This is a genomic window from Psychrobacillus sp. FSL H8-0510, assembly GCF_038008345.1.
Taxonomy (GTDB): domain Bacteria; phylum Bacillota; class Bacilli; order Bacillales_A; family Planococcaceae; genus Psychrobacillus; species Psychrobacillus psychrotolerans.
The window spans coordinates 1,996,048-2,022,336 of sequence record NZ_JBBOYZ010000001.1 but is presented as its reverse complement, the minus strand read 5'-3'; the positions used below and the strand labels follow the sequence as shown (position 1 = coordinate 2,022,336).

31 protein-coding genes and 3 pseudogenes are annotated in these 26,289 nt (G+C 33.6%); 30 read left to right on the top strand and 4 right to left on the bottom strand.

The window, feature by feature from the left end; all coding sequences use genetic code 11:
- Positions 1-14: 14 nt before the first annotated feature.
- The 5 genes from MHI40_RS10110 to MHI40_RS10090 all read left to right on the top strand — a co-directional run bounded on the left by MHI40_RS10110 (position 15) and on the right by MHI40_RS10090 (position 4,145).
- The gene (locus tag MHI40_RS10110) at positions 15-713 is read left to right on the top strand and encodes an HAD family hydrolase (RefSeq protein WP_340762531.1); all 699 of its coding nucleotides are present in this window, start codon (positions 15-17) and stop codon (positions 711-713) included.
- 397 nt (positions 714-1,110) lie between these two features.
- Complete coding sequence (locus MHI40_RS10105) at positions 1,111-1,674, top strand: GNAT family N-acetyltransferase (RefSeq protein WP_340762530.1); 564 nt, start codon at positions 1,111-1,113, stop codon at positions 1,672-1,674.
- Positions 1,675-1,868: 194 nt separating this feature from the next.
- Positions 1,869-2,423 (top strand): RNA polymerase sigma factor, encoded by a 555-nt coding sequence (locus MHI40_RS10100; protein ID WP_340762529.1) that lies wholly within the window; start codon positions 1,869-1,871, stop codon positions 2,421-2,423.
- Positions 2,420-3,460 (top strand): DUF4030 domain-containing protein, encoded by a 1,041-nt coding sequence (locus MHI40_RS10095; protein WP_340762528.1) that lies wholly within the window; start codon positions 2,420-2,422, stop codon positions 3,458-3,460. Before MHI40_RS10100 ends, MHI40_RS10095 begins: the two co-directional genes overlap by 4 nt.
- 139 nt (positions 3,461-3,599) lie before the next feature.
- The gene (locus MHI40_RS10090; RefSeq protein ID WP_340762527.1) at positions 3,600-4,145 is read left to right on the top strand and encodes a GNAT family N-acetyltransferase; all 546 of its coding nucleotides are present in this window, start codon (positions 3,600-3,602) and stop codon (positions 4,143-4,145) included.
- Positions 4,146-4,299: 154 nt separating this feature from the next.
- On the opposite strand, the gene MHI40_RS10085 is transcribed toward MHI40_RS10090, so the two are convergent.
- Positions 4,300-5,190, bottom strand: coding sequence for a LysR family transcriptional regulator (locus tag MHI40_RS10085; RefSeq protein WP_093538461.1), 891 nt, complete (start codon positions 5,188-5,190; stop codon positions 4,300-4,302).
- A gap of 103 nt (positions 5,191-5,293) precedes the next feature.
- Here MHI40_RS10085 and MHI40_RS10080 point away from each other — a divergent pair, with 103 nt between their 5' ends.
- The 20 genes and pseudogenes from MHI40_RS10080 to MHI40_RS09990 all read left to right on the top strand — a co-directional run bounded on the left by MHI40_RS10080 (position 5,294) and on the right by MHI40_RS09990 (position 19,756).
- Positions 5,294-6,364 (top strand): citrate/2-methylcitrate synthase, encoded by a 1,071-nt coding sequence (locus MHI40_RS10080; protein WP_340762526.1) that lies wholly within the window; start codon positions 5,294-5,296, stop codon positions 6,362-6,364.
- 111 nt (positions 6,365-6,475) lie between these two features.
- The gene (locus MHI40_RS10075; protein WP_340762525.1) at positions 6,476-6,721 is read left to right on the top strand and encodes a hypothetical protein; all 246 of its coding nucleotides are present in this window, start codon (positions 6,476-6,478) and stop codon (positions 6,719-6,721) included.
- A gap of 118 nt (positions 6,722-6,839) precedes the next feature.
- Positions 6,840-8,183, top strand: coding sequence for an amidohydrolase family protein (locus MHI40_RS10070; protein WP_340762524.1), 1,344 nt, complete (start codon positions 6,840-6,842; stop codon positions 8,181-8,183).
- 21 nt (positions 8,184-8,204) lie between these two features.
- On the top strand, positions 8,205-9,068 hold the full coding sequence (locus MHI40_RS10065; protein ID WP_340762523.1) for a hypothetical protein: 864 nt from the start codon (positions 8,205-8,207) through the stop codon (positions 9,066-9,068).
- Positions 9,058-9,819, top strand: coding sequence for a class I SAM-dependent methyltransferase (locus tag MHI40_RS10060; RefSeq protein ID WP_340762522.1), 762 nt, complete (start codon positions 9,058-9,060; stop codon positions 9,817-9,819). The genes MHI40_RS10065 and MHI40_RS10060 overlap by 11 nt, the downstream gene beginning before the upstream one ends.
- A gap of 97 nt (positions 9,820-9,916) precedes the next feature.
- Positions 9,917-10,657, top strand: a complete 741-nt coding sequence (locus MHI40_RS10055; RefSeq protein WP_340762521.1) for a metallophosphoesterase family protein — start codon at positions 9,917-9,919, stop codon at positions 10,655-10,657.
- A 263-nt stretch (positions 10,658-10,920) separates the two neighbouring features.
- Positions 10,921-11,775, top strand: a pseudogene (locus MHI40_RS10050) (MBL fold metallo-hydrolase); the annotation flags it as partial.
- A 37-nt stretch (positions 11,776-11,812) separates the two neighbouring features.
- Complete coding sequence (locus tag MHI40_RS10045) at positions 11,813-12,544, top strand: class I SAM-dependent methyltransferase (RefSeq protein WP_340762520.1); 732 nt, start codon at positions 11,813-11,815, stop codon at positions 12,542-12,544.
- A gap of 92 nt (positions 12,545-12,636) precedes the next feature.
- Positions 12,637-12,798 carry a hypothetical protein gene (locus MHI40_RS10040; protein ID WP_340762519.1) on the top strand — a complete coding sequence of 54 codons (162 nt, stop codon included), beginning with the start codon at positions 12,637-12,639 and terminating at the stop codon, positions 12,796-12,798.
- Positions 12,795-13,316 (top strand): hypothetical protein, encoded by a 522-nt coding sequence (locus tag MHI40_RS10035; RefSeq protein ID WP_340762518.1) that lies wholly within the window; start codon positions 12,795-12,797, stop codon positions 13,314-13,316. Before MHI40_RS10040 ends, MHI40_RS10035 begins: the two co-directional genes overlap by 4 nt.
- A 117-nt stretch (positions 13,317-13,433) precedes the next feature.
- A complete protein-coding gene (locus MHI40_RS10030; protein WP_340762517.1) occupies positions 13,434-13,613 on the top strand; it encodes a hypothetical protein in 180 nt (59 codons plus the stop codon).
- 200 nt (positions 13,614-13,813) lie between these two features.
- Positions 13,814-14,373, top strand: a pseudogene (locus tag MHI40_RS10025) (shikimate kinase).
- A 171-nt stretch (positions 14,374-14,544) separates the two neighbouring features.
- Entirely contained in the window at positions 14,545-14,832 is a 288-nt protein-coding gene (locus tag MHI40_RS10020) for a DNA-binding protein (protein ID WP_340762516.1), read from the top strand.
- 124 nt (positions 14,833-14,956) lie between these two features.
- The gene (locus MHI40_RS10015) at positions 14,957-15,397 is read left to right on the top strand and encodes an NUDIX hydrolase (RefSeq protein WP_340762515.1); all 441 of its coding nucleotides are present in this window, start codon (positions 14,957-14,959) and stop codon (positions 15,395-15,397) included.
- Positions 15,398-15,529: 132 nt separating this feature from the next.
- Positions 15,530-16,302 (top strand): annotated as a pseudogene (locus MHI40_RS10010) (GNAT family N-acetyltransferase).
- Between the two features lie 85 nt (positions 16,303-16,387).
- Positions 16,388-16,981 carry a DUF2441 domain-containing protein gene (locus MHI40_RS10005; RefSeq protein WP_340762514.1) on the top strand — a complete coding sequence of 198 codons (594 nt, stop codon included), beginning with the start codon at positions 16,388-16,390 and terminating at the stop codon, positions 16,979-16,981.
- A 214-nt stretch (positions 16,982-17,195) separates the two neighbouring features.
- Complete coding sequence (locus tag MHI40_RS23420) at positions 17,196-17,480, top strand: TIGR04104 family putative zinc finger protein (RefSeq protein WP_411747473.1); 285 nt, start codon at positions 17,196-17,198, stop codon at positions 17,478-17,480.
- A 191-nt stretch (positions 17,481-17,671) separates the two neighbouring features.
- The gene (locus MHI40_RS10000) at positions 17,672-18,535 is read left to right on the top strand and encodes a nucleotidyltransferase domain-containing protein (RefSeq protein WP_340762513.1); all 864 of its coding nucleotides are present in this window, start codon (positions 17,672-17,674) and stop codon (positions 18,533-18,535) included.
- A 53-nt stretch (positions 18,536-18,588) separates the two neighbouring features.
- A complete protein-coding gene (locus tag MHI40_RS09995) occupies positions 18,589-19,293 on the top strand; it encodes a DUF5694 domain-containing protein (RefSeq protein WP_340762512.1) in 705 nt (234 codons plus the stop codon).
- 16 nt (positions 19,294-19,309) lie between these two features.
- Complete coding sequence (locus MHI40_RS09990) at positions 19,310-19,756, top strand: hypothetical protein (RefSeq protein WP_340762511.1); 447 nt, start codon at positions 19,310-19,312, stop codon at positions 19,754-19,756.
- A 461-nt stretch (positions 19,757-20,217) separates the two neighbouring features.
- On the opposite strand, the gene MHI40_RS09985 is transcribed toward MHI40_RS09990, so the two are convergent.
- From MHI40_RS09985 to MHI40_RS09975, 3 genes are all read right to left on the bottom strand, one after another.
- On the bottom strand, positions 20,218-20,418 hold the full coding sequence (locus MHI40_RS09985) for a helix-turn-helix transcriptional regulator (RefSeq protein WP_340764468.1): 201 nt from the start codon (positions 20,416-20,418) through the stop codon (positions 20,218-20,220).
- A complete protein-coding gene (locus MHI40_RS09980; RefSeq protein ID WP_340762510.1) occupies positions 20,405-20,938 on the bottom strand; it encodes a DUF6773 family protein in 534 nt (177 codons plus the stop codon). Before MHI40_RS09980 ends, MHI40_RS09985 begins: the two co-directional genes overlap by 14 nt.
- A 419-nt stretch (positions 20,939-21,357) precedes the next feature.
- The gene (locus tag MHI40_RS09975) at positions 21,358-21,615 is read right to left on the bottom strand and encodes a KGG domain-containing protein (RefSeq protein ID WP_340762509.1); all 258 of its coding nucleotides are present in this window, start codon (positions 21,613-21,615) and stop codon (positions 21,358-21,360) included.
- Positions 21,616-21,924: 309 nt separating this feature from the next.
- Between MHI40_RS09975 and MHI40_RS09970 the strand changes: the two genes are divergently transcribed.
- The 5 genes from MHI40_RS09970 (at position 21,925) to MHI40_RS09950 (ending at position 26,184) form a co-directional block, all read left to right on the top strand.
- Positions 21,925-22,785, top strand: a complete 861-nt coding sequence (locus MHI40_RS09970; protein WP_340762508.1) for an ABC transporter permease subunit — start codon at positions 21,925-21,927, stop codon at positions 22,783-22,785.
- Between the two features lie 10 nt (positions 22,786-22,795).
- Positions 22,796-23,812 carry a peptide ABC transporter permease gene (locus MHI40_RS09965; protein ID WP_340762507.1) on the top strand — a complete coding sequence of 339 codons (1,017 nt, stop codon included), beginning with the start codon at positions 22,796-22,798 and terminating at the stop codon, positions 23,810-23,812.
- Between the two features lie 299 nt (positions 23,813-24,111).
- A complete protein-coding gene (locus tag MHI40_RS09960; protein ID WP_340762506.1) occupies positions 24,112-24,471 on the top strand; it encodes a hypothetical protein in 360 nt (119 codons plus the stop codon).
- A 70-nt stretch (positions 24,472-24,541) separates the two neighbouring features.
- Positions 24,542-25,252: a response regulator transcription factor gene (locus MHI40_RS09955; protein ID WP_340762505.1), complete on the top strand. Its 711-nt coding sequence runs from the start codon at positions 24,542-24,544 to the stop codon at positions 25,250-25,252.
- A complete protein-coding gene (locus MHI40_RS09950; protein WP_340762504.1) occupies positions 25,249-26,184 on the top strand; it encodes a sensor histidine kinase in 936 nt (311 codons plus the stop codon). Before MHI40_RS09955 ends, MHI40_RS09950 begins: the two co-directional genes overlap by 4 nt.
- The last annotated feature ends 105 nt before the right edge of the window (positions 26,185-26,289 follow it).

The window sequence follows — 26,289 nt, the reverse complement described above, 5'->3', positions numbered from 1 at the left end:
GAAAGGAGAATAAAATGATAAAAGCAGTTCTGTTCGATTTAGATGGTACTTTACTCAATAGAGATGAGTCATTAAAGTTGTTTGCAGATAAGCAATACGATAGATTTAGTCACCTCATAGGTCCTATTACAAAAGATGTGTACACAGCAAGGCTTATACAATTAGACAGTCGAGGATATGTTTGGAAGGACAAAGTATATAGCCAATTAGCAGAGGAATTTGGAATTACCAAAATTACTTGGCAAGAACTACTGGAAGATTATTTGAGTGAATTTAAGTATTGCTGTGTACCCTTTGATAACCTTTTATTAATGCTAGAGAAATTGAAGGAGAGAAAGATGTTAATAGGGATGATTACGAATGGATTCGGTCAGTTTCAAATGGACAATATAATGGCTTTAGGAATAGAAGATTATTTCCAAACAATTTTAATTTCTGAATGGGAGGATGTTAAAAAGCCAGATCCCCAAATATTTTTACGGGCTGCCGACAAACTTGGGCTCCAACCAAACGAATGCGTATTTATCGGTGACCATCCAGATAATGATATGCGAGCGGCTAAACATGTAGGGATGAAGGGTATTTGGAAGAAAGATATGCAATGGAAGGATGTGGATGTTCAAGCAGAGTATGTTGTAGATAATCTAATGGAAATCCCAACTATAATCGATGAGTTGGTGGGAGGTAAAAACGGAAAATTGTCCGTTTTGTAATCCTTACAAAGGTTAAAACAGAATATTGTATTTGGAAATGAAACTAGCTATTTTTTCAGTGGAAAAACGAGCCAGATATATTAATGGGCTGTGGTGTCATAGTTCCGATAACACATCATAACAATGTATTTGAACTGAGGAAATAATGGAACGATACATATGAACTGCTTTTAATGGCAAAAGAGTACCTTGATGATTTGCATCTGCCAGGTGGAATTGTCATCTACATATAATACCGAGATGTATAATGATAAGCCATTAGCTGGAAAGGGACTGCAAAGATAGATACATGATATTAATCACATAACTCATGATATTAATGTTGAACTACTTGAAGATTCTTCACAAGGAAAAGTGATATTAAGAATTACATAGAAATACAAGAGTAGGTGAAGAAATGGAGTTTTCAAAGTTAGTTATAGAAACGGAAAGGTTCATCATACGTCCTTTTCAAAAAGAGGATTATAGTAATTGGTACGAGCAGTTTGACAACAGAATGCCCTCACAATATACATATGATGATGGTCGCCCTTTAAATATGCCTACTTCTACTGAAGAATGGTTTGTTGAATGGATTGAAGGCTTTAATGAATTAGCTAAAAAAGATGAAATGTACATTCTTGGGATATTCCGTAAAGAAGATGGAGTAAACGTTGGAAAAGTTGAACTTATAACTATTTTACGAATGGATTACCAGTGGGCCATGATGGGTTACTCCATTCACAATCAGTATTGGAACAATGGGTATGGTTTGGAAAGTGTATTAGCAGCTACTGAAGCTTTCTTTTCCACTTTGAATTTTCACCGAATTGAATTACATATTAATATCGATAATTATCCCTCGATACGTCTCGCTGAAAAAGCTGGATTTATCTTTGAATGTGAAAGAAAGGAGTTTTCGCTAGAGAATGATCAGTGGACTGACTTTTTGATTTACTATAAAAATCATAAATTAGAATGATATAAACAAAAATTGTACATAAATAACCAAGTTCATTGAACTTGGTTATTTATTTAATATCAACGTACTATTAGCGAACAAAATACAGGAGAAGCAGGAGAAATTCAATTTCTTTTCCTTTTTTAAAATATTTGTGCGTCCTAAGTAGCCTCACCGTCGCCTAAAAGGTAGGAACAATTAAAGGGGGTTTACGCTTGGAACAGAAAACACTGATATCACGGATTCAGAAAGGGGAGGACGAAGCATTTGCTGAACTAGTCACTCCATTGATTGAGAAGGGTTACAGGACCAGTTTCGGTATCCTGAAGTCGAAGGAACAGGCAGAAGAAGTTGTCCAAAATGCTTTGGTTGAGGCATATCGAAATATCATGAGTGGCAAAGAAATTACTTATTTCAACACTTGGTTTTATAAACTGGTTTCTCACCGATCCATCGACGCTTGGAGAAAGAATGAACGCTTGAAAGAATCCCCGCTTGAAGTTGATGTGGTAACGGACAAGTATAGCGTGATGGAATGTCTACTAAAAGAGGAAACCGAAAACGAGATTAAAAAGGGCATATCATCCCTCGATAACAGTGACTACAAAATCGTACTCATCCTTTACTATTACCAAGAGCAAGCAATCCAAGAAATAGCAGAAATGCTGGGACTGAAAAGCTCTACGGTCAAATCCCATCTTCGCCGGGCAAGGAATGCTCTGAAAAAAAGGTTGATCGAAAATCAGTTTATAGGGGTGAATACACAATGAAAATCGATGAATCCGTGAAGAAAGAAATTCAAGAAGAGATGGATAAAATCCAGACACCACCTTCCTTATACGAATTTGCTAAAAATATTAGCAAAGAGTCGAAAAATAGAACAGACTTTGAAAAGTCAACAGGAAGAAAAAGAGGAAGGAGAAAACTGCATTTTGTAGTAGCTGCGGTTATCAGTTTTGTAGTCCTAACAGGTTCCGCATTGCTTAGTCCAACCATGGCGGAAGTAGTATCGAAAATTCCGTATTTAGGGCAAATATTTTATAAACCTATTCATGAAGTAATCTGGGAAGATTTGGCGAAAGAAGGGTATCAACTATCAGCTATTGGCATGGGGAAATGGGAACAGAAGCCATACTTTGACATAGAGCTGAATGGAACGGAAGAATACGTCAAGCAAGAAGAGGGCAAAGTTATAAATCTTTTGAATGAAATTTTGGATAAAAGGGGATATGACAACTACGAGTTAATGGTTTCTGCCAAGAATGAGAATGAGGTGTCATCCGTTCAAAAAGAGATAGACAAACAAAGGGAGGAACTTGGTGAGAAGTTGATGTCAGACTTGGAGGGAGCAGGATATCCGATTATGAATGTTAACACATACGGCCCTGTAGTCAGTGTGTACATTCCAATAGCTGATGAAGCTAAGAAAGTAGAAATCTACAAGGCGGCGATTGAACTATTAAAAGCAAACGAAACACCAAAACAGGTACAAGTTATAACTCGAGACCTTTCAGAAGAGGAAATCGAGAGTCGATGGATGCCCGTTATGAGAAGCATAGAAGAAGAACTTTTTCTAAAAAAAGAATATGAGGTAGCTGACATTAGATATTCTTACAACCCTGAAAAAGTATCTATTACCATCATGACTAACATGAAATCATCGGATACAGAGGATAATCAGACGACCATCAAAATAAGTAAAGAAATTACTGATTTCCTAAATAGCGAAGAAGTAAAAACAAAGACAGAGAATCATAAATTTGAGTTAATTATCCAAGACAAAAACGGCGATGATTTTCTGTTTTAACGAATCACACAAGCTGTAGCTACAGACACTAATGTTTTCTTAAAGGGAAATTTTGTTATTCAAATGCTATTCTCTCACCTTAGCTTGCTATGTTTCAAAGTAATTAAAATAAATGACGATAAATCGAGGGGATGATTTTATGGGATTTCCTGAGTTAGAAACGAATCGACTGAATTTAGTTCAAGTAAGAGAGGAACATACAGAAAGCTTTTTCGAAATTATGTCAAAAGATGAAGTGACTAAATATTACGGTATGGATAGCTTGAAAAGTATAGAAGATGCTAGAAAAATAGTAGAGTCCTTCCAAAGCACATATGAATGTAAAAGTGGTATCAGGTGGGGCATTGTATTAAAAGATACAGGTGATTTTGTAGGCACATTAGGTTTAAACAACCTGAGCACTTATAGTAAGAAAGCTGAGATTGGGTTTGAATTGCACCCTTCTCATTGGAATAATGGAATTACCTCCGAAGCAGTAAAAGAAGTTTTAAGATACTCGTTTGAATATTTGGAGCTGATCAGGATTGGTGCAGTGACTTATCCGCAAAATGAGCCATCTATACAATTATTAAAGCGTTTAGGTTTTACTAAGGAAGGCTTGTTGAGGGGATACCTCTATCAGAATAATCAATCACACGATGCTTACATTTTTTCATTGTTAAGAACTGAATGGACAAAAATATAATGAAGGTAAAGGGGACTATTATTAAATAGTCGAATATCGAAATAGTTATGGCTTAGTTCTCCTTGGGAAAGAACTAAGCCATTCCTAATTAGAGTGTTCTATTGAATTTTGTACTACTGAATGGGACGAGGTAAAGAATTCCATCGTGTTTTTCTTAAGATGTTCCACCAAAATAATATTTCGATATTTGGTCAATAAATAACTTTTCCAGGTCTCCTTTCTTTTTAACAATGATGAAAGTGGAAACAGTAGGTAATTCAAATAAATCAAAATGGGGCTGCATTACTTTCCCTTCTAATAGCTCACGTCGAACAATCGAGTGAGGTAAAAAGGAGACACCTAGATCATCTTGTACAAAACGTTTGGCAATATGTGCCTGCGTTACTTTCATCGTTCGGACTCCACTAATGTGTTTATGTAACTTCACAAGAAGATCGTCCCAGAAAACAGGATGATGATGTGTAAACAAATAGTTTTTCTGTAAAACTTCCTTAATATCAATCGGTGGACCGCTTTCCTCATCATACGTATCTACTGGCATAACAAATAATATAGGATCCTCATAGATGGAGATGGATTCTACTCCTTTTCTTTGTGCATCGAGTGCCGAAATGCCAATGTTGACTTCGCCAGCATCTACAAGCTCTTCAATCAGATAGGATTCCTCCACCCGAATATGTATTTCTAAGTTAGGTTGTAGCTTCATAAATGACCGTAAAAAATAGGGAAGGATGGTTTCGGCCATGAGAGGTGAAATCGCAATCGTCCAAGTCTGACGATAACCTTGTTTAAAGGCGTGCATCTTGTGAATCGTATTTTCCGTACTATTTACTAACTTTTGTGCTTCAGGTAGAAAATATTTTCCTGCCTCAGAGAGAGTTACTCGATTATTTTGTCTATCAAAAAGAGCGGATCCTAAATGCTCCTCCAGTAACTTGATATGAACAGTCACACTTGGTTGAGACATCAATAACCTCTCAGAGGCTTTTCGAAAGTTCAGTGTTTCTGCAGCGGTACAGAATGTTTTTAACCACTGGTATTCCATCTAAACACCTTCTTTGATTAATAATAGTAATTAATACGATTATATATATTTAATTTTTATTATCAAGTTTTTCTCATATACTAAAGAAAAGGAGGAGTTATAAATGTATCAAAAGGGATTAAAAGATGTAGTAGCAGTTCATACGAAAATTGCTTCAGTGGATGGGGACATAGGGGAGCTAAGATATAGAGGAATACTAGTAGACAAATTAGTAGCAACTAAATCATTTGAAGAGTTGGCAACTTTTATATGGACGGGAGAAATAGATGCTGCGAAAGACTCTAAGATGAATCATTATAGAGAGCTACCTTCCCACATAAAAGCGGTAATAGACGTGCTTCCTAAAGAAGTTTCTTTAATGGATGCGATGAGAACAGCTATATCTGCATTTGCACATCCATCATTTAAAGCAATGCCAATAGAGGAGCAGGCGGTTATATTAACAGCCGGACTTCCGATGATAGTAGCTAGACATTACCGAAACCAACTAGGGCTACCGATTATTGAAGCAAACAACGATCTTTCACACACAGCAAATTATTTATGGATGTTAACTGGAGAAGTACCAAGTGAGGTTCAAGTGGAAGCGTTAGAAACGTACTTAAAACTTACGATGGAGCATGGTTTAAACGCATCGACCTTTGCGGCTCGTGTAACAATTTCAACTGAGTCAGATTTAACAGCCGCCATAACTTCAGCACTTGGGACGATGAAAGGACCTCTCCATGGAGGAGCACCGTCCGGAGTTATTACTATGCTAAACGAATTCAAAGATCCCACGCAAATCCGTACTATCGTAAAAAATAAAATAGAAAATGGCGAAAAGATCATGGGCTTCGGACATCGAATATATAAAACAGAGGATCCTCGTTCCATTTTACTGCGAGAGAAATGTAGCGAGCTTCAAGGTAAAGATCCATGGTTAGATATAGCAACAATCGCCGAAAAAGAAATTATTGAGTTACTTGCCGAATATAAACCGGGTAGAAAATTATACACAAATGTAGAATATTATGCAGCAGCCATCATGCGATCCATTAATATGCCTTCAGAATTGTTCACTCCAACATTTAGTGTTGCAAGAATAGTTGGATGGACTGCACATGCTATAGAACAACTGGAAGACAACACAATTTTTCGACCACAATCTATCTACGTAGGAAAATTAAAATAACTTATGAAAGATGCCGTTTTGGAAATACAGAACGGCATCTTTTTTGATGAGAGAGGGAAACCTCTTCGCCAAGGCGAATATATAAATATGGTGTAACCGGAAGGGGGAGTCATGTTGAAATATTTAATAATGGGAGCAACGACGTTACTCTCAGGAATCATATTATTTGGGATGACATGGATTGCAGTGGCTATTTATTCCACTAGATTAGGGGGATATGAGAACTTTTCAGCAGCTATGTCAGCTATAGGCTATTTTCCGATATTTATAAGTATTATATTAGTTTTAACTGGTATTAGTTTTTTTGTAATGTCCTTTAATAAATACTTAGTAGATGAGAAAACTACTGTGGATTGAATAACAACGGTGAAGAGTATAAATTTAATTGGCTATAAAATTAACTGAATAACGAAACTTTTCTATCTCTTTATTAGTATAGTAATTAGTAAGAATACAAAAAGGGAGAAATAGAAGAATGACTAATACGACTATGGTTTTGAGAAATGCCAATGTAATAGACGTGGAAACTGGACATATAACGTTGAAAAACATCATGATTAAAAATGGCCGAATTGCAAGTGTAGAAAATACAAAAGCACAGGAAGAAAAGTTAAACACGGACGTTGTTGTGCTAGATCTCCAAGGGAAATGGGTTATACCAGGACTTATAGACATGCATGTACATATAAAAGAAGGGTATGCACCGCTGTTCACTGCTTCTGGTGTAACAACTGTGCGGAATACTGGAGGTAATGTTCATGAGTTAAAGGATATGATTCATGCCTCAATGGAAGCGCCTGTCCCCCGAGTTATTTCAGCTGATCGTATTATTGATGGGCCACCTGGTTTATGGGGTGAAACAAGTCCTTGGAGTATGAATGCGGAAAGCCCTGAAGCTGCAAAAAAAGAAGTAAGAAGACAAGTGGAAGCAGGAGCAGATTTCATCAAAGTATATGGTTGGTTACCTAAAGAGGTGATGGAAGCAGTTGTTGAGGAAGCCAAAATATACAACAAAGAAGTGAGCTGTGATTTAGTCTATTCAAAGGATGTTACGGCAATAGATGCCGCAAAAATGGGCATCCAATGGAATGAACATGCTTCTGGAATCTTACAAGATATGTATCCAGAATGGACAATGCAAGCCGATGCCAATGTGTGGAATTCTATCAAATGGGAACAACCCGATCTGGAAAAAATAGAACAGGTATGTAAAGTACTTATCGAAAACAAGGTTATTATTTGCCCAACAATGGTGTTATTGGATCAAGCGAAACTTCTAGAGAACTACTGGTATCCCAAAAATGAAGTAACGACGAAGCTAGAAGAAAATGATGGACTGGTTAATCAGTGGAAATACTTTTTAAGCCATACAGCTTCATTGGAAAGTCTGGGGAGACAAGCAACGATGAATAAAGCGATTGCAAAAGTGTACTTTGACTTAGGTGGACAGATTGTTGCTGGAACTGATACCCCTGCGGGAATATTCACGATACCCGGAATGGCGCTCCACCGTGAATTAGAACTGTTTGTAGAGATTGGTATGAGCGAAATAGATGCTCTTCGTGCGGCAACTATAAATGCAGCTAAAGCTTTAAAACGTCCAGAACTCGGGGTGATTAAAGAAGGAGCAATTGCAGACATTGTCATATTAGATGAAAACCCATTAGTAAATATAAAGTATACCCAAAAGATTAATAGAGTGATAAAAGGAGGGAAAATATATACACAAAATGAGCTATTCGAAGAAGTTCCAGATGGAGAAACTGTTTTGAAAAATTTAGAATCATTTATGGAATTATTTGAGTCAACTATTAGCTAATAAATGAGGAGGATACGTAGTTTGAAAATAATAGATACTGTCCCTTATTTTTTCACAAACTATGAAGCTACAACCCAATCTTTACGTGAGTACTTTGCCGCATTTCCAGAAATCTTTGAGGAGTATTTCACTAGACATTGTAAAAATACCGAGGAAAGACATGTGCAATCAATTGAAAAGTATCCACAGCATTTCAATGCGATCAAAGAAGTACATGAAAGTATTCAAACAATTATTCAAGAAATTGCAGAAGCGTATAACAAAAAATATAATATATCATTCCCCGTTGATATTAATTTGATCGTTGGAGGATTTGGGTCGAATGCGTACACCTATCAACAGATAATACCAAATATTACGTTTGCATTAGAAAAACTTTCCCCCAACCCAGAGCATTTACGCGTAATTGTTGCTCATGAATTTGGGCATCTTGCTCAAAATATTATATCGGATAATCGGGGAATGGATTGGTCCAAGGTACAATGGACAAATCCGCTTAATTGGCTTTACAGAGAGGGAATTGCAACGGATTTATCAAGGCAGGTAGTAGATATTATGCATCCTTCTATCTATTTTTCTTATAATGATGAAGGCAAAGACTGGTATGATTTTGCTCAAGCAAACACTACAAAGATTAAACAAGCATTTAACGAAGATTACAAAGTATTGACTACAGAAGAAATATTTCATGAATGGTTCTCTATTAATGGTGGTCGAAAATTTGGATATAATAGATTGGCCTATTTTTTAGGTGATCTTTTCGTTCGAAAATACAAGGGAAAACATGGAGAAATAGCTACTATTACTGCTTGGAAGGATCCGGGATTTGAAGTGAATATAGCACAGTGGCTGTCTCAAGAGGGAGAAGATATATATGTCGAATAATCTAGAAGAATACAATGACCCTATTTCATATGATATAGAAAATGACACCTATACGGGAGAACTGAAAATGCTTGAGGAATGGGCCATCAAACAGGGGGGACCAGTACTAGATTTGGCATGCGGGACGGGAAGAATAACGATTCCTTTAGCGCAAAAGGGACATAACATGATTGGTGTAGACATACATGCAGGAATGCTTGAACTTGCGAAGAAAAAAGCAGATCAAGCAAATATACAAATTGAATGGTTGGAGCAAGATTGTACAATGCTTCAATTAGATCAAAAAAGTCCATTAATATATATGGTGGGGAACTCATTTCAACATTTCCATACAAATGCACAACAAAACCTTGTCCTAAAATCTATACATAATCTTTTAGAACAAGAAGGCATTTTTATATTTGGAACGAGATTTCCAAATGCGGAAGAATTACTGCAACCAACTACAGAAGAGTATTGGAAAACTTACACCGATACCCTGACAAATAAAAAAGTCAATGTGTATACAATTAGTAATTATGACCCGCTAGAACAAATTCAGCACTATACAACCATAAGAAAGTTTATGGATGATAACCATGTGGCAGAAGAGAGAAAAACAAATATTAGCTTGAGGTATACATATCCAAAGGAAATGGAACGACTGCTTATCGAAAACGGATTAGATATATTGCATGCCTATGGAAATTGGGAAGGCTCCCCCCTAATTAGAGAGAGTAATGAAATGATTTATATATGTAGAAAAATATAAAATGTACAGGGCAGTTAATATAAATAATCTAAAAGATTGTGTATCAACCTGGAAATTAATCAGCGGTATAAGACTGTAATGGAGGGGGGGAATTAGTTTGTCTAAAATAGCTATTATTTCAGATATTCATGGTAATTTAACTGCGTTAGAATCGGTGCTAAAGGATATTGAAAACCGTGGTGTGAATCAAATATTTTGTTTAGGAGACTTGGTCGGTAAAGGTCCGCGTGGTTCGGAATGTATTGAACTTGTTAGAAAGCATTGTGATGAAGTCATTTATGGGAATTGGGATGTGTTTATCCGAGAAGAGACAGATAATGAAATTATTAAATGGTCACAAAGTCAGCTAACAGAAGAGGATTTTAACTACTTGGCCTCCTTACCTTTCCATCTTGAATTTGAGCTAAATGGCAAGATGATACGTTGTTTTCATGCATCACCAAGAAGTGTTTTTGAACGAATTGCACCCGAATATCATTCATTAGCAGAGTGTTTGTCTCTTTTTGAAAATAGTGAAGAAACCAACTCACATCATTCGAAGCGTACTCCAGATATTGTGTTTTATGGAGATATTCATCTAACTTTATTAAGAAGTTATGAAATCGGTACCCTTTGTAATGTAGGAAGTGTGGGTTTAGATTTAGTTGATGCTACTTATGTTATTGTTGATGGTTCGCATGGAACTAATTCGATTAATTTTGTACGAGTTCCTTATGACAGAGAAGCAGAGCTTATGGCTGCAAGAGAACTAGGAATGGTAGGTTATGAGCAATATTATAAAGAGATTATGTATGATCAATTTATCAAAACGAAAAATAATGAAGGGAGTGGTGGGTGAAAGTATAGTGGAAATAGAAGACGTATTGGAAAATCAATTATGTCAGCTAAATAACTTGAGATAGGAAACAACTCAATAATTATACATAATCTGCATTGGTCTTTAACCAACAGTAAACAAATGGAGATGAATAATATAGATTAAGGAGGAAACAGTATTTGACTAAAGTAGCAGAAACCGATTTTTTTATATTGAATTGTTTAAACGAAGGAGTTTATGCAGCTATCGCAAAACCTGGAAAAGGGGCATAGAGTAATGCTGGTTTTGTTGATTTAGGAGAAGAAGTGTTAGTTTTTGATTCTTTTTCAACCCCATCAGCTGGATTTGAATTAAGAAGATATGCTGAAAATATTACAGGAAAAAGGGTAAAATATTTAATTAATTGTCATTATCATGGTGATCATGTTTTTGGCAATCAAGCATTTGAAGACACTACTATCATTTCTACTTCACTTACCAAGAAGCTGTTTATGGAAAAAAATGTGATCGGTAATTTAGAAAATGAGATTGACGAGACGAAAAAATATCTGAATAATCTTAAATTCCAAATAGAAAATAGTAAAGAACAAATAATACAAGATAGTTCGACCAATCAGTTTAACGAAATGTCAATGGTACTAGTTGACTTACCTCGATTGAAATTAGTTTTACCTACCGTTATTTTTGAAGAAAGACTCATTGTTGAAGGTTCTAAGAGGAAGGTCGAATTGCATTGTTTAGGTGGAGGTCATACCCCAAGCGATACGTTTATGTATTTGCCAGAAGAGAAGATTGTATTTATGGGAGATTTAGTTACCGAGAATCTACACTTACCGATTTTTAATCCGGATGTATACATATCTATCCTAAACCAGGTGAAAGAAATAGATATCATAACTTTCGTTCCGGGACACGGAAATATAGGGAATAGAGAACAATTGATATCCTTAGAACGTTATATTTTATTTTTAATTAACAGCTCACTAAGTGCGTTAGAAAATAATCATACAATTGATACATATGTTTCAGGCTTTATTACACCAAAAGAATGGACCGAGTGGAAAGGTGTAAATGGTATAAAGAATAATCTGATGAGTATATATAATTTTTATTCAAAAGCTAATTCAACTAAAGGTTAATTTTATTGGGAAGTTGGAAAAGAAGGGGTGAGGTTTTATGGAGTATAAAGGATCTAGCGTATATGATCAAACAGATTTTTTTAAAAATTACATGACTAGAAGAAACAGAAGCGATAGCCCAAATAATGCTATTGAAGGACCAATTATGTATGAGTTAATCGGGAGTTTTCAAGATAGTAGCATCTTAGACTTAGGGTGTGGTGATGCATCTTTTGGTAAAGAACTTTTACAGTTAGGAGCAAAAAACTACACAGGAATAGAAGGTTCGAAACAAATGGTGGAAGTGGCACGCTCTAACATACTGAAACAAAACGGGACCATACACTTGGAAACAATGGAATCTTATAATTATCCACAAGAGGCATTCGACCTTGTAACATCTCGATTTGCCATTCATTACGTTTCAGACATAAATAGGCTTTTCCAAGAAGTTCACAAAACACTTAAAGAAAACGGGAAATTTGTTTTTAGTATCCAGCATCCACTTACAACGTCATCTTTTGCAAGTAAGGAATCTGGTGATAAACGCGGTAACTGGGTTGTCGATGACTACTTCCATGAGGGAGAAAGAAAAGAGCCGTGGATCGACCAAATAGTAGTTAAGTATCATCGAACAATCGAACATTATTTTATGGCACTTAAACAAGCGGGCTTTTCAGTTCTAGATTTACGTGAAGGTACACCTAAGCGTGAAGATTTTAGTAGTGAAGATGAATTTTTGAGAAGGCATCGAATTCCCATTGTACTTGCTTTTTCTTGTGTTAAGTAAATAGAATTCCTAATTCTAAACTCAATTCTAAAATATTTTAATAGTTACTTGTACTTTAGAGAGTTACAAATAACAAAATAGGTGGGGGATTTTTGAAGAAAATAACATTTGCTTTTCTCTCAATTATTTTTTTAGGAACATTCCCAGTTCACGTATTAAGTTGGGCTTATGCCTTTGTTGTTTGGAATGGAAAGGTATATGAAGTGACTAATATCTGGGTAAATATATTGCTAAAGAAAGGAGGAGAACTATGAAAATGATTTATATTAGTTCATTTACTTTGCTTGGACTACTATTTTTATCGGGATGCATCAATGATCAAGTAATCAATGAAGAGGAGCAATCAGTAAAGACTGAGGTAGAAGTGGTAAGGGACCATGAAAAAGTGAAGGAAAAGGAAATTTTTAATGTACCATTTAAGATAAATGAAATAAATAGTGTTTTTGTTAACTTGAATGATAGTGCGTTTGATAAGCCCCTTAGTGGAGTAAGGTATGAAGTAACATTAATGTCTGAAAAAGAACTTTCAAATGAAGAGAGAATTTCTTTTGACTTTGAGATCGTAACTGATTCATCTATTCTAAAGGAATCTTTGGGACCGATACAACCCTTAATGATAACAGACACACGAGATGGTTACTTATATACTCTTGTTTTTGAAACAATGTATAGAGATTACTCAGAGGAGGAACTTGAAAATCTGAATACAGAACGCAACTTTCAAATTTTTCTTGAAAATGAAGGTGTACTTAAGAGAGTTGAGTCTTTATAAAAATTTCATTACTTGTGCAATTAACAATGAACTTTACTTTTAGGAGGAGTAAACCGAATTGTTTATCCTAGCAGAGCAGTTAAGTTGAACAAAAGTCTCTAAAAAAGGAGGTAGTGAATGTATATTGTGATTATCGGTTTTTTTATACTCTTTCTTATCTCATCAACCATAGGACTACTTATGATGGTCAAGCTTAGAAAGAAAAATAGATATAATTTGGCAACTGGAACTATTGTTTTAGGAACAGGAGTTTTTTGTTTAATAGCTAGCATCTTATTTTATTTCAATAATATATAAGGATATTAAAAGAAGCAGACCAGGAAAACTTAAAGGCAAACTAATAAAAAATCTATTGAATACATTAAGTGTAGTGCCAACTATATAATAACTAACCAAAAATTAAGTATTGGCAGTTCCTTGTATGCATTGAAAATGACTTTTATATAACGATAGAGATTAAAATTCGAAAAGGATAAATACTTTTGGAGGAAATTAAAATGAAAAAGTTTGTTTTTATATTTGGACCCCAAGCAGTTGGAAAAATGTCAGTAGGTCAAGAATTAGCTAAGGAAACAGGTTTAAAGCTATTTCATAACCATATGACAATTGACTTATTGGAGCCACTCTTTGGATTTAGTCCGGAAATGTGGAAATTAACACATCTATTTAGGCGGGAAATATTTAAGTCATTCTCAAAAAGTGATAGTTATGGAATGATTTTTACTAAGATATGGTATTTTGATAAAAAAGAAGATTGGGATGAAATAGAAAATATTTGTCAAATCGTAGCATCAGAGGGAGCTATATTTATTTTGTAGAATTAGAAGCTAAAGTAGAGGAAAGGTTAATACGAAATCAGTCTACTCATAGGCTTGAACATAAGCCAACTAAAAGAAATATTAAACAATCCGAACAACATTTATTAGAGACTATGGAAAGTAGTAGACTGAATTCAAAAAAAGATGAAATCAAAAATGAAAATTATATCAGAATAGATAATACAGATTTGAGTCCGGAAAAAGTTGCTCAATTAATAAAACAAAATTTTCAATTGTAATGTTCACAGATTTTTATGAAAATAACTAAAACTACATAAAAATATAGGTTCAATATTTAAAGCAAGTCTGCGTTCTTAGAACATAACGTGTGGAAAAGAGTAAGAAAAACAGAAGCATTATTAATAGATTTAGGTAGCTAAAAGTTAGACCTATATTTAGGAGGAGAAACGATGACTTGGTCTTTTATTTGGTTAGCCGCAGGAATTGCTGTTGCGGGATATTTTATTGGAGATGGGTTAAAGAACTTTAAAAATCCTGCGAAAAACTTTATTGATTCCTTAGATGAAGATGATGAACATGAATTGATTAAAGAAAATGATGTGCATTATTTTATGGGTATATCGAAAGAAGATGCTAAGTCATTAATCCAAGAGCATTCGGATATTCCACATATTGTTATAAATAGCCAAGTATACTATCCGAAAGGGAAATTACGAAAATGGTTAATGGATGTGTAAAAGTGAATTCCCTCGGTTAAATTTATTGAATCAGTGCCTTAAATGGATGTTGAAGAGTAGTGTTTAACTTATGTTCGACACTCATATGATATGTAGGATTTACAAAGAATAGGAGGCAATGACTTTGGAACAAAACACGTCGTCTGTTTACACACCACCTAAACATTTTCTTTCAGCAGCAACTATTGTGCTCAACGAACAAAAGGAAATTCTGCTTATTAAAGGTCCTATAAGGGGTTGGGAAATGCCCGGTGGAATAGTTGAGGAAGGTGAGTCTCTGACAGATGCTGCAATAAGGGAAACTAAAGAGGAGTCAGGAATTGATATTGAAGTTGTAAAATTCTGCGGAGTTTTTCAAAATGTGAATAAGTCCATTTGCAATACTCTTTTTTTAGCCAAGCCAACTGGTGGCATCTTAACTACTTCTCCGGAGAGTTTAGAAGTGGGGTTTTTCCCTATCGAGCAGGCTTTGAAAATGATAACTATTGAAAATTTTAGACAAAGAATAGAATACTGTCTTGATAGTAGCAAACATCCATTTTGTGTGGAATTTGAAAATCTGTGAAAATTGGTAATCTCATATGATTCAATCACTATACACAATCGAGCAATTTAAGCATCTCTATTCTTAAACTGACATCACCATAATATAGTCACACAAATTTTAGTAATATAATATGAGAAAGTGGGAAATTGAATGATTTATGAAGCCGATGTTATGTAAGGGAAAAGTTATTACCTATGTTTAATAATATGGATAGCACTATTGTTCTTTCATATCTCCAAGGACATATGGGAACTGCTTGGGTTGATGACCTTGAGAATCCAACGGTTGCGCAGATAACTGTCGGTATTTTTGTATACTTTGCAGGAGACCCTAATACAGAAGCAGCAGAAGAATTACTAAATAATCTATCTGATTTCAGTCTTGTAATTGTCGATATGGAAGAGTGGAAAAGTCGTATAGAAACTGTTCACATAGGAAAAATTGAAAAGTTTGATCGGTATAGATTTGAAAAGAACCCAGTGCATTTAGATAGGACACATTTACAGAATCTATTGTCTACATTACCAGAAGGCTACGAAATAAAGAAAGTGGACAAAAAAATAGTAAATGCGCCTACTTTCCACGAAGTTTCCGAGGACTTTGTGAGTCAGTTTGAATCTATTGATGATTTTATAGACAGAGGGATCGGATATGCTATTTTACATGATGGAAAAATTGTTTCGGCAGCAACTTCTTTTAGTATATATGACGAAGGTATAGAGATTGAAATAGCTACAAATTCTTATTATCGAAAGAAAGGTTTAGCGACTATTGTAGCGTCCGCCTTGATATTGGATTGCCTAGATAAAGGAAAGTATGCTAGTTGGGATGGAGCCAACCCTGAGTCAGTTAAATTAGCAGAAAAGCTAGGGTACATATTGAAAGAATCGTATGATACATATTTCATTAATAATACAAAGTAGTTTTCTAAGTCATCTCTTTTTTTATAGATTGAGGGATAGGTACTTAAAATACTTATTGATTTAGATGAGAGATAGGAGTGCGATTATGATAGAGAATGAACTGTATGTTTATCACATTGTCACTAGGAAAAAAATGAGTATAGGACAAATTATTAACTTTGATAAGAACCAAAAGAATACCTTATATAGTTTCTTTTTTGAAAAGGAGCAATTAAATTCTAAAGGAGAGGACTTTTTTCATATCTTACATGAACATTATTCAAGTGAAGGAATGTCTTTGAATACCGAAGATGCCAATGTTGCTATTAAGTATGCCGGTCAGACGATAAGAGCTATTAGAGAAGTGATAGTAGAAATGGTAAGACTTCAAGAATATCCAGAATACCCTTCTAGAATGTCTTGTTTATATGCTACAAAAAAATATGAAGACGTATTGAAATGGAAAGAATTATTTATTTCCTTTGATCGAAAGGTTTTGCAGATAGTTAAGCTTCGAGTTATGGGGAATTCTTTTGAAGGTGATGGAAATCTCCTACCAAAGGAAGATGGAGTTCCTTTTTCACGAAAAATAGAACAAGCAAGAGAATATTGGAGGGGAAATATGAACAATGAGTTACCAGAACTCTTAATAGACGGAGAAATAGAAGTGGTTGAAATCATAGATGATTTTACTGTATAACACCCATATTGTTTGAATATGGCTAACTCTTAAGGGACTAATGAATTAGCTCATTTAAAAGAGGGATTATTGAAAGTGTGTTGAAATAAGTAATATGTAATTGAATTCTGATTTTTTGATGGATAAGGCGTGATTTTACCGTGATAACCAAAGGAAAGAAGTTGATTAAGGAACTCTAGAGTAAAATAGGTTAATAATAGAAAGGAATTATATTATGCAAAAGTGTAATAACTGCAACTTTCCGTTTAAATGGGGCAAAATTTACAATTCTATCATGTGGTTTTACAAGCCAATTCAATGTGAACAATGTGGGACTGCTCATACGATATCTTTTTCCTCAAGATTTCTAGCATCTTTTATGGTACTTCCAATACCAATTTTCGGTCTAATTTTGTCGCCCTCTGAAAATGAATATATAAATGTTTTAATAGGTATTTGCATTAGTTTTGCATGCTCATTATTAATACCATATTTCGCTAAATATGAGAATAATACATAATAAATTTAGAGTTGTTGTGAAAACCTAAAAGGCAATGATTTATAGTCTACATATTGAGCTATTAATACATTTCTAGGCCCTGTTCAACCAAAGTAGCTGCTTATTTGATTAATATTTTTTTGTTTTTACGAATTTTTATAATATTAAATATATTGAATATTTTATAGGGGAATAGGAGCTGTTTATTAGGGATGGAATTTATAAGTAGACATTTAGCTAGAGATTTATCATTGCCAAGACATCGTGATAGCCTCCTGGCAAATGCTTTAAAAGATTTAACATCTGACTCTAATGTGCTGGCTATTTATCTAGCGGGTTCTTTGGCTAGGGGAAACTATGATAATTATTCCGATATTGATATACATATAATAGTTTCCCCTGAGAGGAAAGCCGATTATATAAAGGATAAACGTCATAGAGCAAAAAAATGGGGGGAAGTGCTGTTTTATGAAGACTTTAATCCTTCTTCGCCGGTAGTAGTTACTCATTATGATTCCTTTATAAAAGTAGATAGCTGGTATCATTCGCCTGCAGAAGTTGTAGCTTCCATCTGGTTAAAAGGGTATAAAGTTCTCTATGATCCAAATAATATTATTAACAAAACCATCAAGGAATCATCATACGAGGTATATAAACCGTCATCTGACGAAGTTATTTTTTGGAGAGGAAAACTTCTTGCTTTCATACATGAAATATACAGATCGGTAATGAGGGGAGAAATATATTACGCTTTATCTAATTTTGATAGAGTACGATGGCTAGTTGTTTATGGATGGTATTTGGAGACGGAGGAACATTTAGATAGTGCATACGGTGTTTGGTCAAAAATAGAGGGGAAAAGAAGTAAATTAAATGAAAAACAGTTAGCTCTTTTAGAAAACTGGGATTGTGGGCGTTATCCGGATCAAATTATGAAAACAATGGTTAGTATGGTTCCAGAAATCCTTCGACTAAATAAATATCTAAGTAATCAAGTTAATATCGAAGAAAATGAAGACCATATAAAAAAAATTATAGAGATGGCAGTACCTTATAACTTACCCAAAAACGATTAGTTTGCTTTACATACATTAATAAGTAATATCCTAACCAAAAAGGAGTAGTATTAGTGAAAGAGAATAAGCCAAGTGTTTTAGTGCTTGGAACTTTTCATATGAGTGAATACGAAGAACTACATTCACATAAACGACAAGAGGAAATGGAAGAACTAATCAATCAAGTAGTGAAGTTCAAACCAACTAAAATAGCAGTTGAAATGGTAGCCGATATGAACGATAGTTTAAATATTAAATATAAACAGTACAGATTTGGGAATTATAACCTAGAGATGAACGAGATATACCAAGTGGGCTTTCGCATAGCTACAAGATTTGCGCATGAACAGCTCTATGCAGTAGATTGGATGGGTAAAGCTGATCTGAGTTATGTTGAAATGGAGAAGTGGTTAAAAGAAAACCAACCCGAACTTTACAAGGAAATATTTGAAGGGTTATATTTTCCGGAATTTACGACTAATAAAAGTGTCTTGGATTATTATAGAGAACTCAATGAACCTTCCTGGTTAAATCAATTACATAAGGTATATTTAAATATGTCACGTATAGGAGACTTCGATAATTATATTGGTATGGAATGGTTGAGTTGGTGGTACAAACGAAATTTAATTATCTATTCTAATTTAACTAGATTAGTAAGTTCAGAAGACGATAGGATACTATTGATTGTTGGTAGTTCTCATAGCTCTATCATTACAAAGTTCCTGGAAGAAAGTGAAGCTTTTAAGATCGAAAACCCTTTGGATTATCTTTCTTAAAGGAAAAGAGTAGAAAGTGAGTGGTGTGAATATGCTTGACAGAAAATTATTTGCTGCATTTTTTACTTCGGTAATTTGCTATTTCATTGTGCCGCTCTTTTTCGATTATTCTTCTGAATCTTATTTTGTTATAGGATTGTCTGTGAGCATTGTTACAGTACCGATACTTTTCGTGGTGGGTATACTTTCTTCGTTAGCATATGAATCATTTAACTTTAGTAAAAATATTGGTTTGTCTTATTTAATACATTTAGGATGTGCCGTACTTTGTGCATTCCTTTTTTCATTAACAGCTACAGGAGTATTGTTTATTGCTATACTTATCTCATTTGTTTACGCAACAATCTTTTTCATTATCGATAATCTAAGTAGATATATAGAAGGGCTAGCAAAGAACAGTGAGGGCAAATTAAAAAGGGCTGTTGATATTTCAACTCAAGATGGAGATTCAAGAAAAGACTAGTAGGCGGTGGCTTTATGTTTAAGAAAAGTATTGAATACTCTTTAATGTATTTTGTAGTATCTACTCTTTGGCAATTAGTTGTAAACGGTAAAATTAGATGGATAGATAATATTATGATTTGTATTATTATCTTTCTGATTTTAATGATTTATGAGTGGTCTAAAAAACCTTATAATTGGAATAAGGATAAACAATGATTAGTTTCGCTTGAATCTTTAAGACCCTTGTAATCTATTGGTTTTTTCGTTGATTTACTTTTATGGAATTTACGAATTGATTTTACCAGTTTCATAGAAATTACTGTGAAAAGACTCACCCCCAAAAGAAAGATTTTGGGGGTGAGTCTTTTTATTTTAGCTAGAAGTATACTTTAATGCATTTGGAGGGAATAAGTATCTTGCCTAAATCACAAAGAAATATTTACTTAGTGGTTAACACGCTAGTGCAAAAAAATATTTTGTTTATTCTGGTTTTTCCCAAAATAATTCATCCAGGGTTCTGCCTAGTGTGTGACAGATTGCTAGGCACAGATTTAGGGTGGGGTTATATTTGCCCAATTCAATGAGCCCGATTGTTTGACGAGAGACGCCTACTTGGTCTGCTAGTTCTGCTTGGGATAAGTCATGTTCTACCCTAGCCATTTTCAATTTAATATTTTTCATCATAATCACCAAAATCGTCTTCAAGCATTTTGTTCACGGCTTTATCACTTTTCTTTTTGAGAACATCATTACCTACTACAAGAATAATAAGAAAAAATGGCATATAGATCATCAAAGAGCCAAGAGCAGTCACAAAAAAGTAATTGATACTCTGAGGAACACCCTCCGCATATTGCACCGCACTGTTGATACCAAAGAACAGAGCGATACCGATACCTAGGGTTATACCATAGAATAAGTTTTTCTTTTGCTGGGACCATTTACTTTTGCGATCATGCATTTCAATCTCAGCAGAAACAACACCCAATCTGGTTGATCGATACATATAATAAACTGCACTTAAAAACAAGATAAGTAATTCCGTAGCTATTCCTTCAATACCGAAATCATAAATGAAATACTTTACAACAATTGAAATCATGCTTATCACTATAACTAAAATATAAATTTCAGCGTAGATCTTATTTTTGATATTGTTAATACGTTCGTCCTCTATAGTTGGTTTTTTAAAAAGACCCATGATGTTATCCTCCTTTTATATTTAAAATAATCATACATTAATTACTAGCATTATGCAATGTATATACGTCAAAAAGAATGATATAAAATATATTTAGACATGTATATAAGATTTATATTATGTATTAATCAATTTAATGGCATTAAAAAAACCGTCTGTTTTATAAAAAATTCATTAAAATGAATGAATTTTTCAAACAGATGGTTTTAATATATTTCCAGTGTAAGAATTATTAATGGTGAAAAAAGTAACAATAAAGCAGAAAGAAATTGAAGGAATAGGAAATGTTTTAAGAGAGACATTTTCTTTTTCCACTTTCAAAAGATTAGAGAAAAATCTTTATAAATGACTCAACCATCTGGAAATCGAAAAGTGATTTCCAGATGGTTGAGTAGTCTAATTAAGTCTTTTTATAGTAGTCAATTATTGTTGGAACTACGGCTGCTAGCTTCTCCGCCCTTGCGTCCCGCCTCTTCACGACTCATCTTGTTATTGTTTGTATTGTCGTTATTGCCGTTTCCTTGGTTACTTGAAGCTTCTCCGCCTTTACGGCCAATTTCCTCATAGAATTCTTGATCATGATTATTGGAGGTTGCTTGACCACCTTTACGTCCCGCTTCTTCGTAAGACATGTTTCCATTTCCATTGTTGTTGCGATTGTTTTGGTTATTTGCCATTGTGTATTCCTCCTTAAGATTTTTTTGAGCATCATATAAATGAGCTCACAATCTATATGCCCATTTCATATTCAATTAAACAAAAGAAATAAATTTTCATACTTAATTACTATTGATCTGAAAGCATGTCTTCAAAAACTAATCTATTCTTCTTAACTTTTAACTGCTTTTTATAAAACAATAGAATTAGTGTGTGAAAATAAACAGACAATTAATAAAGTGGATTAGTTATTTGAAAATACTGTCTTTTAGTTTATAATCGAAATTATATATAATGGTTTTGTTAGAGATTGAGGGGATTCTATCGGTGTGATATGGGATAATGTTTGTCGTTTTATATGTGTTGTTATTGGTTTAATTCTTTTGAGTGCCTTTGTAGGACTATTCACGAATGGACTACCACTGAACTTAACATCTTATATAGATATAGTTCTTCTCATCATTAAATCTTTGATATTTCCACAGCTTCTAGAGTTTACAGGGCCAACTGGATTTGAGTATTCTATATTTACAAACTTCTGGAATTTTTATTTGTATTCTGCCTATATCTTTCTAGCTGCATTGTTTTTTTCAATGATGATAGGTATCGTTGTTGCCTATTTAACTACTTTATTACCTAAAAAAATTAACTTGTTTACTATAAAAATGGCGTCGCTCTTAGAATCATTACCCGACCTATTCATAATTATCGTTATTCAGTTTTCAGTATTATTCTATTTTAAACAAACTGGGATTCAATTGTTTTCGACTATTGCCACGGCGCAGAATAGGTCCTATTTACTACCAGTTGTCGCCTTAACATTAATTCCTGCTTTAATGATTTATAAAGTGGTTCTATTCCTGGTGAATGAAGAAATGGAAAAATCATATATTCAATTAGCAAGGGGTATAGGATTTGATAAAACACAATTATTCTTCACTTATGTATTAAGAAATATAACTCCAAGTATTGTTTTGCAAAGTAAATCTGTCATCATAATTTTGTTATCTTCCATGGTAATATTCGAAAAACTATTTAATATTAATGGAATATTTACATTCATCATTTCTTATCCAGAACCTGAAATCATTGCATTTTCACTTATTATGATTTATTTGCCGATTTTTATCGTCTATACGTTTCTCATTGAATCTATTTATAGAAAAACAGGGCAAAGATTGGAATGGTGAGTAAATGAGTATGATAAAGAGAACTTTTCAAAATAAATTATTCCTATTGGGATTTATCACCATAAGTGGTTTGTTGCTAGCAAGCATTTTATATTTCATTGCCTTTCATGATCGAATTCCTACCGCTTCATTATTGTTTGATAATAATGGGAGACCAATACCTGCACCTTATAGTGGAATACTTTATCCACCTCTTGGTACAGATAACTTTGGTAGAAACATTGCCATAGTGATGTTCATTGGTGCGAAGTATACTATATTTGCGGCGATAGTTATTACCCTTATAAGAGTTGTCCCTTCTATATTATTTGGTTTTCTTATTCATTTTTATTTAGGGAGATTCAAGAAACCGATTAAATATATCGCTGATTCTATTAATTATTTTCCTGTGACACTTTTTGCATTTTTAATATTGAATTGGATAAGTTTTGAAGGGATATTAATGCAAGAGAGTACTTATTCACTATGGGAATTAATAGGTATTTATATTTTAGTACTATCTGTTTTTTTTATTCCTTTTAATTCTGTATTAATTGCAAACGAAGTCAAACTTATAAGCAAAATGGAATTTATTGAATGCTCTCTAACTTTAGGAGCAAACACATGGCATATTATAACTAGGCATATTAAAACATTTTTAGTTCCAAAGTTATATCTTATTTTTATAAAGGAGTTTATGCAGTCACTTATTCTCATGGCTCACTTAGGAGTATTAAATGTATTTATAGGGGGAATTACGTTTAGAGAAGATCTTTTTGGATCATCTCGACCAGTTTCTCCATCAAGTGAATGGGCTGGAACTCTAGGAATGTGGTGGAGTTTTCTATGGACTTCATATCCTTGGATATCGTTAATCCCTATTATTCTATTAACTATTTTAATATTAGCTGCTAAATGTATTTTAGAAGGACTACAACAGGTCTTATTTATAGAGGAGCGAGTTACAATAGTAGAAGATGAAAATAAAAACATTACTTATGAAAATCTGAGTAGATTTGAATTGATAAAGAACAATCATCATTCATAAACTCTTCCATATCTTAAATCTCATGAAGGTATATGGATAAATAAAAACAGGAATGACCACAGTCAATATCTACTTTAAAGGTGTCAATTGTCCCATATAGAAATTAGGTTAAATTGAGATCATTAAAACTGAATATAAAAACAAAAAGGATTTTGAAATCATCTATAGAATATTATCTATAATGATTAAAAAATGAATCGCGCGCGTATTAGAGAAGACAACTCTAATACGCTTATTTATTTAGGATGAGTTCCCCTTAAGTTTTGGACTTTGAAAGTATACGGTGGGAGGGATTAATAATGACAACGTATAATAAAGCATTCAGACTTATTATAAAGAAAAACTTTATGCTACTAATCATATCTATTGCCTTGTTGGTGGTCACATTGGGATTTTGGGTAGGAATTCCTGTTTTTGTAATTGGGAATATACTTTCTAAGTTTAATATTCCTGTTTTCATTCATATTGTTTGTATAACGATTTCAGTAGGTTTATTTTTTTCCTTATATTTTATTCCATTCCATTTAAAAGTTGCTCATTTAGTTGGGGAGATGAAAAATGAAAGTACCATAAAAGCATTCTGTCGTTTGCAGCTAGTATTTGTACTATTAAGTGCAACAGCATTTTATGTAATAATTAATGTAGTTCTTGTTCTATAAGGGAAGTAATTTACTCGATATTTGGTATTCTGTAAATAGTAAAAAATATATACGATGGGGATGGTATTTTTTGAATAATAATATTTTGATAGTAGAGGACGATCATTATATCAGCAATATGATTAATGAGACTTTAACAAAACAAGGCTACAACGTAACTGCAGTTTTTGATGGAGAAGAAGCATTAAAAGTATCAGATTCGCACAACTTTGTTCTAATTATACTTGATCTGATGCTCCCTAAAATAGATGGAATGGAATGTTTGAAAATCATTAGAACGAAGAGTATGGTTCCCATTCTAATTATGTCTGCAAAGGGCGAGGATGTAGACAAAGCACTCGGACTTGGATTTGGTGCAGATGATTATATATCAAAACCGTTTTCCATCATTGAGTTAGTTGCAAGGGTCAATGCGATTATTAGAAGACAAGCTCACTATACGAAAGTTTCTGATCTAAATAATGAACCTAGCAATGAAATAATTACAATTGGCGATTTGACTGTTGATATGAATAACTTTTCTGTAAAAAAAAATAATGTCGATTTAAAGCTAACTTTAAAAGAGTTTAGTATTTTAAAACTGTTTATAAGCAAACCTAACCAAGTTTTTACTAAAGCTCAAGTTTATAGCCTAGTTTGGCAAGATGACTATTACGGTGATGAAAATATTATCAATGTACATATAAGACGCCTTCGAGAAAAAATTGAAGATGAACCTTCTAAGCCCAAATATATCAAGACATTATGGGGGATTGGTTATAAATTAGGGGAGGTAACATGACTTATTTAACACTAATATTATTAGCAATTTCTATATTTTTTAATATATACTTCCTGCGAAGTCGCTCAAAAAAGAAGAATGACATCATTTACATGGAAAAGAAGCTACAAAAAATTACTTCTGACAAAACCGATGAAAAACTGAGACTATACACGAGTGATAAACAGATTCAATCTCTATTAATACAAATAAATAGCCTATTAGAACATAATCAGAAAACAGTCGCGGATTTTCATGGGGTAGAAAGATCGATGAGAAAGATGCTCTCAAACGTTTCTCATGATTTAAAAACGCCTCTAACAGTTATTCTTGGATATATAGAAATTATATTAAATGATAAAACAATTAGTCCTGTAAAAATGAATTCCTTAATCCAAACAATTAATTTGAAAACAGTGGAAGTACTCGATTTAATTTCTCGATTTTTTGAACTTGTTAAAATTGAATCTGAGGACAGTAACTATGAAAACTCCAAAATTGATTTAAATGAGGTTTGTCGGAAAGTAATACTAGAATACTATGAAATACTTACCACAAAAGAATTCGAAGTGTCTGTTGAAATCCCTGAAGAGTCAACGTATGTCTGGGGAAATATAGAGGCAATTGAACGTATACTTAATAACTTAATTTCAAATTCGATTAATTACGGAGCAGAAGGTAAGATGATAGGTCTTAAACTTACAAGTTTAGATGATTGTGCATACATAGAAGTCTCTGATAAAGGTAAAGGGATTAGCGAGCACGATAAAGATCGTGTATTTGAAAGACTTTATACAATGGAGGATTCTAGAAATAAACTCTATCAGGGTAGTGGAATAGGATTGACGATTACAAAAAGATTAGTGGAACAAATGAACGGAACTATATCTGTAAAAAGTATCCCATTTCAACAGACAACCTTTACTATCCAATTAAAACGATTGTCTTTTTAATAGGTTGTTTGAATCCGTACATAGCAACTTAAGATTTTTGTAAGAAACGATTAAGAAAAAAGAGATTTTCCATGTTTACAATAGAAAATAAGAGAAGGAGGGGAA